The organism is Sphingomonas fucosidasi, from assembly GCF_036663855.1.
Classification (GTDB): domain Bacteria; phylum Pseudomonadota; class Alphaproteobacteria; order Sphingomonadales; family Sphingomonadaceae; genus Sphingomonas; species Sphingomonas faeni_B.
The window spans coordinates 95,433-110,772 of sequence record NZ_JAXOJR010000005.1 but is presented as its reverse complement, the minus strand read 5'-3'; the positions used below and the strand labels follow the sequence as shown (position 1 = coordinate 110,772).

General features: G+C 65.5%; 13 protein-coding genes and 2 pseudogenes. 5 read left to right on the top strand and 10 right to left on the bottom strand.

Features of this window, described 5'->3' with window-relative positions; all coding sequences use genetic code 11:
• Positions 1-66: 66 nt before the first annotated feature.
• The 6 genes from U1737_RS10530 to U1737_RS10505 all read right to left on the bottom strand — a co-directional run bounded on the left by U1737_RS10530 (position 67) and on the right by U1737_RS10505 (position 7,626).
• Positions 67-639, bottom strand: coding sequence for a polysaccharide biosynthesis/export family protein (locus U1737_RS10530; protein ID WP_248522683.1), 573 nt, complete (start codon positions 637-639; stop codon positions 67-69).
• Complete coding sequence (locus U1737_RS10525) at positions 636-1,667, bottom strand: glycosyltransferase family 2 protein (RefSeq protein ID WP_332796744.1); 1,032 nt, start codon at positions 1,665-1,667, stop codon at positions 636-638. The genes U1737_RS10530 and U1737_RS10525 overlap by 4 nt, the downstream gene beginning before the upstream one ends.
• Positions 1,664-2,800 (bottom strand): glycosyltransferase family 4 protein, encoded by a 1,137-nt coding sequence (locus tag U1737_RS10520; RefSeq protein ID WP_248522685.1) that lies wholly within the window; start codon positions 2,798-2,800, stop codon positions 1,664-1,666. The genes U1737_RS10525 and U1737_RS10520 overlap by 4 nt, the downstream gene beginning before the upstream one ends.
• Complete coding sequence (locus U1737_RS10515) at positions 2,797-3,924, bottom strand: glycosyltransferase family 4 protein (protein WP_332796743.1); 1,128 nt, start codon at positions 3,922-3,924, stop codon at positions 2,797-2,799. The genes U1737_RS10520 and U1737_RS10515 overlap by 4 nt, the downstream gene beginning before the upstream one ends.
• A 104-nt stretch (positions 3,925-4,028) precedes the next feature.
• A complete protein-coding gene (locus U1737_RS10510) occupies positions 4,029-4,649 on the bottom strand; it encodes a sugar transferase (RefSeq protein WP_248522687.1) in 621 nt (206 codons plus the stop codon).
• Between the two features lie 694 nt (positions 4,650-5,343).
• Entirely contained in the window at positions 5,344-7,626 is a 2,283-nt protein-coding gene (locus tag U1737_RS10505; protein WP_248522688.1) for an NADP-dependent malic enzyme, read from the bottom strand.
• Between the two features lie 521 nt (positions 7,627-8,147).
• On the opposite strand from U1737_RS10505, the pseudogene U1737_RS10500 reads away from it, so the two are divergent.
• From U1737_RS10500 to U1737_RS10480, 5 genes and pseudogenes are all read left to right on the top strand, one after another.
• Positions 8,148-8,683 (top strand): annotated as a pseudogene (locus U1737_RS10500) (glycoside hydrolase family 108 protein).
• 108 nt (positions 8,684-8,791) lie between these two features.
• Positions 8,792-9,019 (top strand): annotated as a pseudogene (locus U1737_RS10495) (3TM-type holin); the annotation flags it as partial.
• A gap of 190 nt (positions 9,020-9,209) precedes the next feature.
• Positions 9,210-9,752, top strand: coding sequence for an ATP-dependent protease subunit HslV (gene hslV, locus U1737_RS10490; protein WP_332796886.1), 543 nt, complete (start codon positions 9,210-9,212; stop codon positions 9,750-9,752).
• Between the two features lie 117 nt (positions 9,753-9,869).
• Complete coding sequence (hslU, locus tag U1737_RS10485) at positions 9,870-11,183, top strand: ATP-dependent protease ATPase subunit HslU (RefSeq protein WP_332796742.1); 1,314 nt, start codon at positions 9,870-9,872, stop codon at positions 11,181-11,183.
• Between the two features lie 205 nt (positions 11,184-11,388).
• Positions 11,389-12,063: a nitroreductase gene (locus tag U1737_RS10480; protein ID WP_332796741.1), complete on the top strand. Its 675-nt coding sequence runs from the start codon at positions 11,389-11,391 to the stop codon at positions 12,061-12,063.
• 74 nt (positions 12,064-12,137) lie between these two features.
• On the opposite strand, the gene U1737_RS10475 is transcribed toward U1737_RS10480, so the two are convergent.
• From U1737_RS10475 to U1737_RS10460, 4 genes are all read right to left on the bottom strand, one after another.
• A complete protein-coding gene (locus U1737_RS10475) occupies positions 12,138-12,404 on the bottom strand; it encodes a hypothetical protein (RefSeq protein ID WP_332796740.1) in 267 nt (88 codons plus the stop codon).
• 54 nt (positions 12,405-12,458) lie between these two features.
• The gene (locus U1737_RS10470; protein WP_248522693.1) at positions 12,459-13,892 is read right to left on the bottom strand and encodes a DEAD/DEAH box helicase; all 1,434 of its coding nucleotides are present in this window, start codon (positions 13,890-13,892) and stop codon (positions 12,459-12,461) included.
• Between the two features lie 225 nt (positions 13,893-14,117).
• On the bottom strand, positions 14,118-14,846 hold the full coding sequence (locus U1737_RS10465) for a Crp/Fnr family transcriptional regulator (protein WP_248522694.1): 729 nt from the start codon (positions 14,844-14,846) through the stop codon (positions 14,118-14,120).
• A 185-nt stretch (positions 14,847-15,031) separates the two neighbouring features.
• Positions 15,032-15,322, bottom strand: a complete 291-nt coding sequence (locus tag U1737_RS10460) for a DUF6894 family protein (protein ID WP_248522695.1) — start codon at positions 15,320-15,322, stop codon at positions 15,032-15,034.
• Between the last annotated feature and the right edge of the window lie 18 nt (positions 15,323-15,340).

Below are 15,340 nucleotides of genomic sequence, written 5' to 3'. Positions count from 1 at the left end.
CACTGCCCAGCACGCCAGTGCGAGCGGCGTGACGAAGCCAAGACGGTGTACGGCGGGACACGGCGGCTAGAAGTTTCGCTCTCGGATCCGGACGGTATCGCCGGGCTGTACGATCACGTCCGCGGTCAACGGCTCGCGTTGCTCGGCGGCCTGTCCGGTATGGCGGATCATCACGGTCTTCTGGTTCGCGCGATAGGTGAAGCCACCCGCCGTCGCGACGGCACCCAGCACCGTCATCCCCGATTGATAGGGGAACTGGCCCGCCTTGTTCACTTCGCCGAGCACGTAGATCGGCCGCGAGGCGATCAGGTCGACCACCAGATGCGCGTTCTTGAAATACCGCGCCTGAAGCGTCTGCGTCAGCGTGGCCGAGAATTCGCCGAGCGTCTGCCCCTGCGCCTTGATCATGCCGACCAGCGGAAACGAGATGTCGCCTTCGCTGTTGACGGCATATTCGCCGGTGACACCCGGTTCGTTGTAGACATTGATCCGCAGTCGATCGTCGGGCGCGAGCCGGTAGACATAGGCGGCGGCGGGCGGTGCTCCGGCCGGAGTCGGCGCGATATCGGGGGTGCAGCCGGTCAGCCAGACCGCAGCCGCAAAGGCCGCCGTCCATGTCCTTGCGACATGCCGGTTCATATCGCCTCTCCGCCACGTTCGGCACCACGAACGCGCTCAATCTCGGTATCGATCATAGGTTTCCTTGTTCGAAACTGGAGCGCCTTGCGCTTCAGGAAGCCCGCCCCCCATGCAAGGTGCATCGTCGCCAGTGCCGGTGCGGCCATGAGCGCGCCGAGCCACCGCGCCTTGACCGCGAACACGGCCGAGGCGGCAAGCAAGGCGAGTCCATATGACAGCGGGATGACGAGAAGCGCGGGCAGCAGGGTTGCGCCAAGCAGGCTGAACCCGATCGCCAGCGTGATCGCAGGAGGCAGCATCTGTCGCAGGCGCAGCCGCTCGCCATGTTTGTGGCTGTTACGCGCGCGACCCGAGCCATAGCGGAAATATTGCCTGGCAAGACCGCGCAGCGTGTTCCGTGGATAATAGATCACCGGGATCGTCGCATCGAGCCAGATCCGGCCGTCCAGCGCCCGCAGCCGCGCATCGAGCTCGGCATCCTCGTTCGCCTCGAAACTGGTGTCGTACCCGCCCGCCTGCTCGAACAGAGTGCGACGGAAGGCCGCGTGATGACCATGATCCACCCAGCCCGATGCGCCACCCATGCGGTGTGCCGAGCCGCCCGTGCCGATGCGACTGTTCTGCGCGATCGCCACCGCGCGCTGGAAGCGGCTATGCCCTCGCGTCGTAAGCCCGACGACGACCGAGTCCGCGCCGCTCGTCGCGAGCGACGTCAGCAGTCGCGCGACATAGTCCTGTGGGTACGACGCATGCGCGTCGACGCGAACGAGGATGGCGAAGCGGGGATCGGCCGCCGCCGCCGCACGATTCATGCCGGCAGCCTGAATGCGCTCTGGGTTGTCGATCAGCCGAACGCGGGACGCGCGATCGGCGACATCGGCCACGCGTTCGCGCGTGCCGTCGCGGCTGCCGCCATCGGCGACCAGGATCTCGCCGACCACGGAGGACGGTTCGCGCAGAAGCGTGTCGAGCAACGCCTCGATATGGGCGATCTCGTTCAGGGTGGGAATGATGACCGTCGCGGTCATGCTGCACGGCTTTCCGGTCGTAACGCCTCGACGAAGCGCGTGCTGGAACGATCGAGGCCGGTATCGTTGAGACGGGCACCGACATGGCTGCGATACTCGGCGATACCGGATGGCGTGATGGCACGCGCCATCGCGCCGGCAAGATCGACATGCGCGAAGTCGACCCGATTGGCAGACGGCAGATAGGACTGGAAGACGTCTATGTCCGACGCCAGGATGGGGATGCGATAGGTCATCGCCTCCAGCATCACCAACGGCACGCCTTCCCACCGCGACGGCATCAGCAGCAGATCGGCCGCCGCCAGGGTCGCATGGGGGGTGTCGGTCCACCGCGAACAGCGAATGTCGACCTGACCGGCGAGATCGTGCCGCAGCCGCTCGATATCCGCTTCACCCTCGCCCGAGCCGACGAACAGGAAGATCCAGTCGCCGAGCCGCGCCGCGGTCCGCCGGATCGCGTCTGCCAGCGCATCCAATCCCTTTTGTCGTACGTCGAGGCGGCCGAGGAACAGCGCGACGCGTGGACCGGGATCGAGTCCGAGCATCTCCCGGGCCTGCGCACGCGCGGGCACCGGCGGCGGTGCGACGATGTTGTCCGCCACGACGATGGGCGCGCTGCCACCCGCCGCGCGAACCTGCTCGACGACCGCGGTGCTCGGCACGATGAAGCGATCGGGTCGACGATACAGCCGGCGGCGGACCCAATCGCCGGGTACCGCGCTGCGACCCAACGCCGCCATGCCGTGCGCCATCGGCACATAGCTGACGACAAACGCATCGCGGGGCGCCGCGAGCAGCGGAACGACGCAATTCTCGATGCGTCCCTGCAAGAGCAACGTCGTGGCGGGACGCAGGTCGGCGAAAGCATCCCGCGCCGCGCGCGCGTAAGCCCGCCGGAACCCTCCGAGATAGGGCTCGGCGCGTGCCTTGGTGAAGACCCAGGGCCTCACCTCGAACCGATCCGAGACATGGGGTTGCAGGCGCTCGGCCAGCTTGGCGTTGGCAGTCGGATACCGCACGACGATGCGGTCGAACTCACCGCTCTGCACGAGTGCCGGCAGGAACCGCAGGAACATCGCTTCGTGCCCGCCAAAGTCCGGGCTGTCCTGGAAGATCAGGAGGGAGCGGCTCATGATACGGCGCCCGGTCGGCGATCGGCCAGCGCAGCTTCGTAGACGGTGCGGGTCAGTGCGCCGATCTGCGTCCAGTCGGGCATGTCCGTAGCGGGTCCGGTGCGCGGATGTCGGCCGATCGAGTCGACGATCGCGCCCGCCAGTGCGCCAAGGTCCGCGGGCGGCACCAGGGCGCCTGCCGCACCGCCGGTACCGATCATCGTCCGAAACGCGCCGATGTCGCTCGCGATCAGCCAGCGGTCGAGGTCTGCCACCAGATGCAGCACACCGCTCGCGTCGATCGTCCGGTAGGGGAAGACGAACGCGTCGGCGCTCCGGAGCAAGCCAGCCATCGCATCTTCGGACCGTCGTCCGGCACGCACGGTAAAGGCGGCGCCGAGGTCCAGTTCCCTGGCGCGGGCCAGAATGGGCTCGATCGGGATCTGGACTTCGCCGGCGACGATCACCTCGAGGCGATCGCGGACCTGCGGGTCGATCAGGCCGAGCGCTTCGACGAGCAGGTCGACGCCCTTATACGCCTGTATCCGTCCGAACAGCACGATCCGCCAGCGACGCGGCTCGACGCGAGGCTCGGGCGCCGCCGCGCGCAACGGCAGGACGCCGTGCGGCACGACGTGGACCCGATCCTCGCGCAACCCACGCGCGACCAGCGCATCGCGTCCCTGCTCGGTGTGCACGATCAGCCGATCGAACGCCGCCAAGATGGCGGTGTAGCCGCTGCGTTGCGCAGCGCTGACCGGGCGACCGTTGAACGGCTCGATATCGTGGACCGTCAGGATCACCGGGCGGGTCCGCCGGATACGGCGGACTGCACGCAGATCGAGCATCGGCAATGCCGCCCACTGAAAGTGGACGAGGTCGAAACGCGCCGCCTCCCGCTGGAGACGCCGCAGTCCGACGGCATGCTCGACACCCTTCAGTGCGCGCCATACCGATCCGACCCGACGCCTTGGCCCATCCGTGTACGGATAGAAGAAGGGCAATGTCGGGATCGCTGCGAGCAGATCCTCCTCCATCGGACGCAACGCGCGCGTCGCCCAGTTCGGTCGGATCGCATTGGCCTGCAAGCCGTTCGACAGCGCCGCGTCGTACGGCGCAGTGAACAGCGAGGGATCGACGAGCAACACCGATCGTATCGCGCGGTGGTCTGCGCGATCGTCGGCCGCAGCGTCGAGGTGGAGAGGGAAATCTCGGACGAGATCCTGGCGAGCGGGGGGCGCGGCGGTGCTCAGAACGACCCCTTGCTGGCAAAAACTGCCGGCACGGTGCGGACCATGATCCAGATATCGCCACCCACCCAGCGCGTCCGGCTGTAGATCGTGTCCATCGCCACGCGTCGCCGATAGCTGATGTCGTTGCGGCCACTGACCTGCCACAACCCGGTGATGCCGGGACGCATGGTGCAGTAGAATTGCATGTACCGGCCGTACCGCTCGACTTCGGCCGGTACGATCGGTCGCGGACCGACCATACTCATATGGCCCCAGACGACATTGATCAGCTGCGGCAGTTCGTCGAGGCTCGACTTGCGGAGAAAACGCCCGAGAGGGGTGATCCTCGGGTCATTGCGCAACTTCTGATCGAGCGCCCATTCGGCCTGCGCTTCAGGATTCTGTTCAAGATGTCGGCGCAGCCTCACTTCGGAGTCGCGGACCATCGTGCGCAGTTTAAGGCACGGAAACATCCGGCCGCCGCGACCGATGCGCCGATGGATGAACACCGGAGAACCCCCGTCCTGCAGAGAAATCGCTATACAAAGCAGTACCATGACGGGCAAAAACACGAGCAACGCGCTGGTGGAGAAGATAATGTCGACCAGCCGCGACAGGTTGCCATCGACCTTCCGCATGACACTGAAGTTGCTTGCCGACTTACTCGAGGCATCAGGTCCCGAGTGCACTCTAACGCGAGTGCGTACATTGCCATAAAATGTCATGGCCGCACCTCATTGACTGCTGTTTGTTGTCGCACTGCAATATCGCAGAGGTGCTAGCGGTTGGCTAGCGTATTGAGCGCCCGCTATCTCACCTTTACCTCTATCTACCGCATTGCAGCATGAACTTGGGAGCGTAAGGCGCTGAACAATGTTGTCAGTAGAGCAGTAGGGAGGTGGCCTTACTTGCGATCGTTTGAAGCGTCGTGCGCTGAATTAACCATATTCTGGAGCAGTCGTAGTATTTCGATAGAAGGCTAATCGCTTGATTATCCTGAAAAATACGGCGAAATCGGCGTGGTCGAGCCGTACTGGCAGGGAATTGGCACGGCGCGCTCGCCGCGGCGCAATCCGCGATGCGTATCCAAAACCGCCAGCAGGATCCGAATCGCTCATCTCGCCTGCTCCGGCGACGTCATGAACCGCTATCATCCGATCTCAGCGAGCTTTCGACACGCTGTCGCAACGCCGTATCGACGGTGATGTTCGACGTCACGCACCGATCGCGGTCATCGCCTTATGTAGCAGGCCGCGTGGGGAGCAGCCCGGGATCACGACCGCTGCGCGCAGCGTCATTCCGGGCCCTTTGTCCTAGGGCGGCGAACCGCCTTCAGGCCGTCTCGCTCACCGTCGCGGCCTGACCCACGGCGATCGCGCTGAGGTTGACGATCCCGCGCGCGGTCACGCTCGGCACCAGCATCTGCAGCGGCTTGGCGAGCCCCAGCAGCATCGGCCCCATCGGCGCCGATTCGGTCGAGGCCGACAGCAGCGACACCGCGATGTTCGCCGCGTCGATATTGGGCATCACCAGCAGATTTGCCGACCCGGTCAGCGGGCTATCCCCGACCAGCCGCCGCCGCAGCGCCTCGGACAGAGCCGCATCGCCGTGCATCTCGCCGTCGAACTCGAACTCCGGCGCGATGTCCTTGAGCAACGCATGGCCTGCGCGCATCTTCTGCGCGGACGGCGAGCGCGACGCACCGAAGCTCGAATGCGACAGCAACGCGGCCTTCGGCTCGATCGCGAACGCGCGGACCGCTTCGGCCGCGAGCATCGTCATCTCGGCGATCTGCTCGGCGGTCGGATCGACCGTCACGTGCGTATCGCAGAAGAACAGGCTGCCGGTCCGCAGGATCACCGCCGACATCGCGTACAGCCGCGACACGCCCGGCATCCGCGGCAGCAGCGGCATGACGTAGGTCATCTGCGTCCACCAGTCGCCGATCCCGCCACACAAGGCCGCATCGACGCGTCCTTCGCGCAACAGCATCGCCGCCGCCACGCTGGGCCGCGTCCGCAGCGCCCGCTCGGCACTGTCGGGCGGCGTGCCGCGACGGCCGACCAGCGCGCTATAGCCCGCCAGCAGTGGCTCGAACACTTCGCGATCGGTCGCCGGATCGAGCACCTCGACGTCGGTGCCGATCGTCATCCGCAGGCCGCTCGACTCGATCTTCTCGGCGATCACCTCGCGCCGTCCGATGAGCACCGGCCGACCGATGCCCTCGTCAATTACCGTCTGCACCGCGCGCAGCGTCCGCGGGTCCTCGCCCTCGCCATACGCGATCGAGCGCCCCGCCTGCTTGGCGCGCGCGAAGATCGGCCGCATCAGCTGGCCCGAGCGATACACGAACACTTCGAGATCACGCAGATACGCGTCGAAATCCTCGATCGGCCGCGTCGCCACGCCCGAATCCATCGCCGCCTTAGCGACCGCTGGCGCGACGTGCAGGATCAGCCGCGGATCGAACGGCTTCGGGATGATGTAGGTCGGCCCGAACACCGGCGTCGCGCCGCCATAGGCGGTAACGACCACGTCGGACGCCGTAGCCCGCGCCAAGGCCGCGATCGCGTCGACCGCTGCCACTTTCATCGCCTCGTTGATCTCGGTCGCGCCGACGTCGAGCGCCCCGCGGAAGATGAACGGGAAGCACAGCACGTTGTTGACCTGGTTCGGGAAATCCGAACGCCCGGTCGCGATGATCGCATCGGGCCGCGTCGCATGCACCAGCGCCGGCTGGATCTCGGGCTCCGGGTTCGCCAGCGCCAGAATCAACGGATCGGGCGCCAGCAGATGCAGCCACTCCTGCTTCAGCACGCGTGGTGCCGACAGGCCGAGGAAGATATCCGCTCCCTCCAGCACGTCCGGCAACGTCCGCGCGTTCGTCTTGCGGGCATAGCGCGCCATGTTCGGCGGCATCACGTCGCCGCGATCGGCATGCACGACGCCGGCGATATCGGTCAGCGTCACGTTCTCGGGGTTGAGCCCCATCGACACCAGCAGGTCGACCGTCGCCAGCGCCGCCGCGCCCGCGCCCGACGTCACCAGCTTCATCTGGTCGAGCCGCTTGCCGCGCAGTTCGAGAACGTTGCGGACCGCGGCGGCACACACGATTGCGGTACCGTGCTGGTCGTCGTGGAACACCGGGATGTTCATCACCTCGCGCAGCTTCGTCTCGATCTCGAAGCATTCGGGCGCCTTGATGTCCTCGAGATTGATCCCGCCGAACGTCGGCTCGAGCACGCGCACGGCTTCGATGAACGCCTGCGGGTCGAGCTGATCGATCTCGATGTCGAAACAGTCGATCCCCGCGAACTTCTTGAAGAGCACCGCCTTGCCCTCCATCACCGGCTTCGACGCCAGCGCCCCGATCGCGCCAAGGCCCAGAACCGCGGTCCCGTTGGTGATGACCGCGACCAGATTGCCCCGCGCGGTATAATCCCGCGCCTTGTCCGGATCGGCGGCGATCTCCTCGCACGCAGCGGCGACGCCCGGCGAATAGGCGAGCGCCAGATCGCGCTGGGTCGCCATCCGCTTGGTCGCCTCGACCGAGAGCTTACCGGGCTTCGGATAGCGGTGATAATCGAGCGCGGCCTTGCGGAAATCGTCTTCCATGGTCTTCCTAACCTGTCGGCCGCGGCGGCGACCGGGTTGAGCGCGCAAGCAAAGCTCGCGGCGACTGTTCAAGGGAGCGCATAGCCGCAGGGGAGGCGATCCGCCAACCCCGCGCGGACGTAGCGTCGGTTTGGTTGGGGGGCAGGGGGCAGCGTCACCTATCAGGCCACCACCCATCAGAGGCCCCCCCGGCGAAGGCCGGGGCTCAATTGGAACGTCGGACATAACGAAGCGCGGTCCTTCGTTACCACCGCCCCTCAAATTGGACCCTGGTCTCCGCCGGGGGGGCAGAGGAGGACGAACCCTCCACGATCCTACCCCGCCAGGGGGAGGTGGCACCGACGGTGACGGAGGGGGAGGGCCACGCAACATACGTGTTCGCTTCCCGCCCCCTCCGTCCGGCAAGTGCCGGCCACCTCCCCCTTGCGGGGGAGGATCGAAAATCGGCGATTCCACAAATCTCCTGTCCTACAACGAACCAATATGGTTCGCTCCCCCCGACAAAACCCGGGGAGCCAACCATGACCATCCACGCCCTAATCGACGCCGTAATCGACCGCGAAGGCGGCTACACCAACCACCCCGCAGACCGAGGCGGCCCCACCCGCTACGGCATCACGCAAGCCGTAGCCCGCACCAACGGCTACCCCGGAGACATGCGCAATTACCCCGCGCGAAGGCCAAAGACATTTACAGCCGCCTCTACTGGACCCGCCCCGCCTTCGATCAGATCGCCCCCCGCGCCCCCAAAATCGCCGAAGAACTCTTCGACACCGGTGTCAACATGGGGCCCAGCGTGGCCGCCACCTTCCTCCAACGCGCCCTCAACGCGCTGAACCGGGGCGCCTCCGACTACCCCGACATGACCCTGGACGGGCGCATCGGTCCAGCAACATTAGCCGCACTCGATGCTTTCCTCGCCCGCCGAAAACCAGGCGGCGAAACCGTGCTCCTGAAAGCGATCGAAGCCCTCCAGGGCGAACGCTACGTCGCCCTCGCCGAGACCCGCCCCGCCAACGAAGCCTTCCTCTACGGCTGGCTCGCCAACCGTACCTGACGCCCCTGCGAAACGCTGCCAGCGTCTATACTTTCTATACTTCACTTTTGCCGGAGGCAGCCAATGACCCCGCAACCCCTTGATCCAGCACCCGATCCCATCCCGGCCGACCTTTGGGTCAGCAGAGCCCGGCCGACCTTCCTCTACGTCATGTACACACTGCTGCTCGGCGCGATTCCCGCCGGCCTGATCGCCGCAGTCAGGCCACAAATGGCGCAGGCCATCGCGGCAGGCATGGCGGCGTACCTCAACGCGATTCCCGAACCGCTCTACGCACTCGTCGGGACCGGCTATCTCGGCTACACGGTGGCCAGGGAATGGGGGAAGGGGCGCTAACCTCCCCCTCCGTCATCCTGACGAAAGTCAGGATCCAGAGCCGAGGACGTCAACCTGCGTTACCCTGGATCCTGACTTTCGTCAGGATGACGGGGAGGGCGCGCGATAAGCGGTCGTGCCGTGGCGGTCCGACCGTTGCACCCCCAAAACCAAACCCTACATCGCTGCCATGAGCAACGACCCCCACGCCATGCCGACTTGGCATGGCACCACCATCCTCTCGGTCCGCCGCGGCGGCAAGGTCGTCGTCATCGGCGACGGCCAGGTCTCGATGGGCCAGACCGTCATGAAACCCAACGCGCGGAAAGTGCGCCGCCTTGGTGACGGCAGCGTCATCGGCGGATTCGCCGGCGCGACCGCGGACGCCTTCACGCTGTTCGAGCGCCTCGAGCGCAAACTCGAAGCGCATCAGGGCCAGCTTCTGCGCGCCGCGGTCGAGCTCGCCAAGGACTGGCGCACCGACAAGTTCCTCCGCAACCTCGAAGCGATGATGATTGTCGCCGACAAGGACGTGACGCTGATCCTCACCGGCAATGGTGACGTCCTCGAGCCGGAAAACGGCGTCGCCGCGATCGGCTCCGGCGGCAACTATGCGCTAGCCGCGGCCCGAGCGCTGGTAAAATACGAGACCGATGCGGAGGTCCTTTGTCGCAAGGCAATGCACATCGCCTCCGAACTTTGCGTCTACACCAACGACCGCCTCACGGTCGAAACGATGGACAGCACGACCTGATGCGAAAACGCGCCGCCTAAATCCCGTCACCCCAGCGCACGCTGGGGTCTCCCCGTTTCAGAGCGTGCCCTCGCGGCACGCGATCCCAGCTTTCGCTGGGATGACGAATTGGAAGCCATGAACGACCAGCTCACCCCCAAGGCAGCCCTGTCTCCGAAACAGATCGTCGCCGCCCTCGACGCCCACATCATCGGTCAGGCCGCCGCGAAACGCGCGGTCGCCGTCGCGATGCGCAACCGCTGGCGCCGCCAGCAGCTCAGCGAAGACCTCCGCGACGAGGTCACGCCGAAGAACATCCTGATGATCGGACCGACCGGCTGCGGCAAGACCGAGATCAGCCGCCGCCTCGCGAAACTCGCCGACGCGCCGTTCGTGAAGGTCGAGGCGACCAAGTTCACCGAGGTCGGCTATGTCGGCCGCGACGTCGAACAGATCGCCCGCGACCTCGTCGAGGAAGCTATTCGCCTCGAAAAGGAACGCCGCCGCGTCGCCGTCAAGGACAAGGCCGAGGAGGCCGCAATGTCCCGCCTGCTCGACGCGCTCACCGGCAAGAACGCCAGCGAGGCGACGCGCGAGAGCTTCAAGCAGCGCTTCCTCGATGGCCACCTCAACAACGCCGAAGTCGAGATCGAGATCGAGCAGGCCTCGGCCATGCCGTTCGACATCCCCGGCGGCGCGCCGCAGATGATCAATCTCGGCGAGATGATGAAGTCGTTCGGCGGCGGCCAGCAGTTGAAGCGCCGGAAACTCACGGTCCATGCGGCCTGGGACAAGCTCGTCGAGGAAGAAGCTGACAAGCGTCTCGACCAGGACGAGGTCAGCCGCGCGGCGCTCGCCGATGCGGAGGCCAACGGCATCGTCTTCCTCGACGAGATCGACAAGATCGCGGTCAGCGACGGCCGTGGCGGCTCGATCAGCCGCGAGGGCGTCCAGCGCGACCTGTTGCCCTTGATTGAGGGCACCACCGTGGCGACGAAGTACGGCCCGATGAAGACCGACCACATCCTCTTCATCGCCAGCGGCGCGTTCCACGTCGCCAAGCCGAGCGACCTACTCCCCGAACTCCAGGGCCGCCTGCCGATCCGCGTCGAGCTCAAGGGTCTCACCGAAGCCGATTTCGTCGCGATCCTGTCGGACACCAAGGCGTCGCTACCGCTGCAATACAAGGCGCTGATCGCAACCGAAGGCGTCGGTATCGAATTCACCGAGGACGGTATCGCCGCGATCGCGCGCATCGCTGCCGAAGTGAATGCCGAGATCGAGAACATCGGCGCGCGGCGTTTGCAGACGGTGATGGAAAAGCTGCTGGAGGAGGTAAGCTACAACGCGGAGGATCGCGGTGGCTCGAACCTCGTCATTGACGGCGCGTATGTCGACAGCCAGTTGAAGGAAATCGCGCGCAACACGGACCTCAGCCGCTTCGTGCTGTAGGCAGGACACCGGTCGGTTTTGTATCCTCCCCACGCCAGGGGCAGGTGGCGCCGAAGGTGAAGGAGGGGGAGGACACGCAACGGACGTGACCCCTTTCCTCCCTCTCCGTCTGGCAAGGGCCAGCCACCTCCCCCTGGCGGGGGAGGATTGATTGTTACGATAGACGTCGGATAATTTTCGTTATGGGCGCCGTCAGGAGAAGATCATGGACGTGACCGAAGCCATAGCCGCTCGCCGATCCGTCCGAGGCTTCCTCGACATCCCCGTCGACCCGCTTCTGCTCCACGATCTGGCCGTAAAAGCATCCCGGGCCGCAACCGGCGGCAACCTCCAGCCCTGGCACATTGCCATAGTCCAGGGCGAACCGCTGACCGGTTTCAAGACCATCATGGCCGATAAGATCGCCACCGGTGCCACCGAAACCCCCGCCTACGACATCTACCCTAGGGAATTGGTCGCCCCCTACCGGGACCGACGCTACGCCGTTGGCGAAGCGATGTACGCCCACATCGGCATCCCCCGCGACGACAAGGCTGCGCGCCAAAAATGGTTCGCCCGAAACTTCGCATTCTTCGGGGCCCCGGCCGCGTATTTCTGCACGATCGACAAGCGCATGGGCCCGCCCCAATGGTCGGACCTCGGCATGTACCTGCAAAACCTAATGCTGCTCGCGGTGGACGCTGGCCTTGCCACCTGCCCGCAGGAATGCTGGGCGATGTATCCGGAAACGGTTGGGACGTTTCTCGGGATACCGGAAGACCGCATGCTCTTCTGCGGCATGGCGATCGGCTACGAGGACAAGACCGCCCCGGTCAACGCGCTGCGCACCGAGCGCGCAGACGAGACGGAATGGTTGACGACTATCCAGCCGTCATCCTGACGAAAGTCAGGACCCAGGGTAACGGAGGGCCGCCCTTATGGCTCTGGATCCTGACTTTCGTCAGGATGACGGGACTACAGAATCACCGTCACCGGCTTGGCGCCCTTGATCCCTGCGAGGATCATCGCTTCCCAAATCGCCGGATCACCCGCAGCGGCCATCGCCTTGTCGGGTTCGCGCAACGTCTTCAGTACGGCGAGCGCATCGGGCAGGTAATCGGGCCATGCATCGTCGATCAGCCGCGACGCCGATTCGGCATCGCCGCCCGCGTTGCAACTGATCCGATGTCCCGCCAGCACGCGCGCGACGCGTTCGGCAACGGGGGTCGTGGAAACGTCCATGTTCGCTCTCCTCGCGGGTCGGCATATAGCAAACCCGCGAGGCGAACGAGAGGCTTAGCGCGCCGGGCCCGAGCCTGCGCCGCGTGCCGGTCCGCGGTTGCCGCCGCCGGCAGGACGCCCGCCGCCAGCCGGACGACCGCCGCCGCCCTGGCCACCGGGACGCCCACCGCCCTGGGGACGTCCGCCGCCGCCCTGGCCGCCACGGCTCGCACCCGCATAGCTGCGGCCGTTGCTACCGGTGGGGTTGGCCGAATGCGTCGCGCGCGGACGTGCCGGATCGCGCGGACGGTCGATCCGGACTTCGGGATCGGCACCCATCGTCTTGACGCGCGTCTGCTTGATCTGGTTCGACAGATTGACGAAATCCGCCGGCAGCGGCTGGACCGTCACCTTCTGGCGGGTGATCCGCTCGATGTCGCGCAGGTACGCCTTCTCGTCATCCGCGCAGAACGCGACGGCGATGCCGCTCGCGCCAGCTCGTGCGGTCCGGCCGATGCGGTGGACATACTGCTCTGCGACGTTCGGCAGCTCGAAGTTGATGACGTGCGAAACGCCCGAGACGTCGATGCCGCGTGCGGCGATGTCGGTCGCGATCAGGACCTTGACCTTGCCCTGCTTGAACTCGCCGAGTGCCCGTTCGCGCTGGCCCTGGCTCTTGTTACCATGGATCGCGTTCGAGGCGATGCCGTTGCCCGCGAGCAGCTTCACGACGCGGTCGGCGCCATGCTTGGTGCGCGTGAATACGAGCGCACGGTCGATCGCAGGATCGGCCAGCGTGATCGTCAGCAGCGCCTGCTTCTCCGACTGGTTGCAGAAGGTGACATACTGGTCGACGCGCTCGGCAGTCGTCGCGGCCGGCTTCACCGACACTGTCTTCGGGTCGAGCAGGAACTGGCTGGCCAGCTCGCGGATCGCGACCGGCATCGTCGCCGAGAAGAACAGCGTCTGGCGCTTCTTCGGGAGCATGCGGACGATCTTCTTCAGCGCGTGGATGAAGCCCAAGTCCATCATCTGGTCGGCTTCGTCGAGCACGAGGATCTCGATCATCGACAGGTTGCAGAAGCCCTGCTCGATCAGGTCGATCAGGCGGCCCGGCGTGGCGACGAGGATGTCGACGCCGCGGCTCAGGTCCTGGCGGTTCTTGTTGATGCTGGTGCCGCCGAACACGGTGGTCACCGACATCTTGCTGAACTGGCCGTAGGCGCGGGCGCTGTCGGCGATCTGGCTGGCGAGTTCGCGCGTCGGTGCAAGCACCAGCATGCGGCAATGCGTCGGCAGGACGCGCTTCTGGTTTTCGGTCAGCCGCTGGATCGACGGCAGCACGAACGCCGCGGTCTTGCCGGTGCCGGTCTGCGCGATGCCGAGCAGGTCGCCGCCCTCGAGCAGGATCGGGATCGACTGCGCCTGGATCGGCGTCGGCTCGGTATAGCCCTTGGCTTCCAGCGCGCGGACGAGGGGCTCGGCAAGGCCGAGGTTTGCAAATGACATGTAGAGTCTCTCAAATGTGCCGGGCTCGCGAATCCACACAAGGACGCGCGAGGGGCGGTGGTGTTTTGACACCCCGCGTGAAAAGGGAAGCCCGTTGGAAACGACCGAGGCGGAGCCAAGACCTGTAAAGGTCCAATCACGCTGCATTACGCTTCGATGGCGGCCCTCTGACGTATCGCCGTCGAAAAGTCAACCTTCGGCGCGGGTCAGCGCGCCGCCGCAGGGTCAGCCACGGATCTGATCGAGGTGCAGATAGCGCTCGTTGAACTCGGCCGCATCGCGCAGCCCGGGCCAATCGACCACGCTGACCTGACGCTTTTTCCGCGCGATCAGCCCATCGGTTTCAAGCGATTTCAGTACGCGGTTGACGTGCACCGGGGTCAGCCCGAGCGCATCGCCGAGCTGTTCCTGCGTCATCGGCAACTCATAGGCCATACCGCCGACCAGCGCCGAATTCCTGAACCGCACGGAGAATTCGCACAGCAGGTGCGCCAGCCGGCTGCGGGCATTGCGCCTTCCGACATTCAGCAGCCACTCGCGGTGGATCGATGCCTCGACCAGCGCATCGATCCACAACGCCTGGCCCGCCGCCGGGCATGATTCGACGAACAGGCGCAGCGCCGGGATCGGCACCTCGGCCAGCGTCAGCCGGGTCAGTGCCTGGATGTCGTGATCGGATTCGTTGAGGAACAGGTTCTGCAGGTCGACGAACTCGCCGGGCATCAGGATCGATACGATCTCGCGCTCGCCATTGGGGGTCAGCTTCTGCCGATAGGCGAGGCCATCAAGGATGAACGCGCACCGCGTCGGACGCTGGCCCTCGCGCAGCATATAGGTCGACGCATCGATCGTCCGCATCTTGAACGGCAAGGCGGCAATCTGGGCGCGATCGTCCGCCCGCAGTTCCATCCGCGACTCGAACTTCCGAATAACCTGTTCAGTCACGGTGGACATATCCACGTGCACTCTCCGCATCCAGGGCAGGAGCACTCGTTTCTCGCTGTCACCCTCTCTGGGATAGCGCGTCGCCGGGCCGTGCACCTTATCCCAGGATTGAGCGGTCCGACAAAACCCATGTTACATTGTGAGGGTGATTATTCTGCCAGCGTGGCCGGTCGAAGGCGCCCCGCGGCATGGGTTCAGACGTGCGGTGAGGCAGGTGCGCTGCTGGAGGTGTTGCCGGGCGCGTCGCCGACCTCGTCGCCGGCCTCGTCGATCATGACGGCGACAGCCAGCAGAACTCGTCCCCGGTCGTTTCGCACCGCGACGCTAAAGTGCGCGCCGTGGCGTGCGATGGCCGGATGGTCGCTAAGATAATCGCCCGCGAAGATGACCGCCTGGACGCGCGCTTCTTCGTCGTTCGCCAGATCGGTGCCGTCGTCGTCATTGACGGGTTTGTGGTTGTCGATGTCGAAGAAGTATCTGGGCATGCTCGACTTCCTCAACCG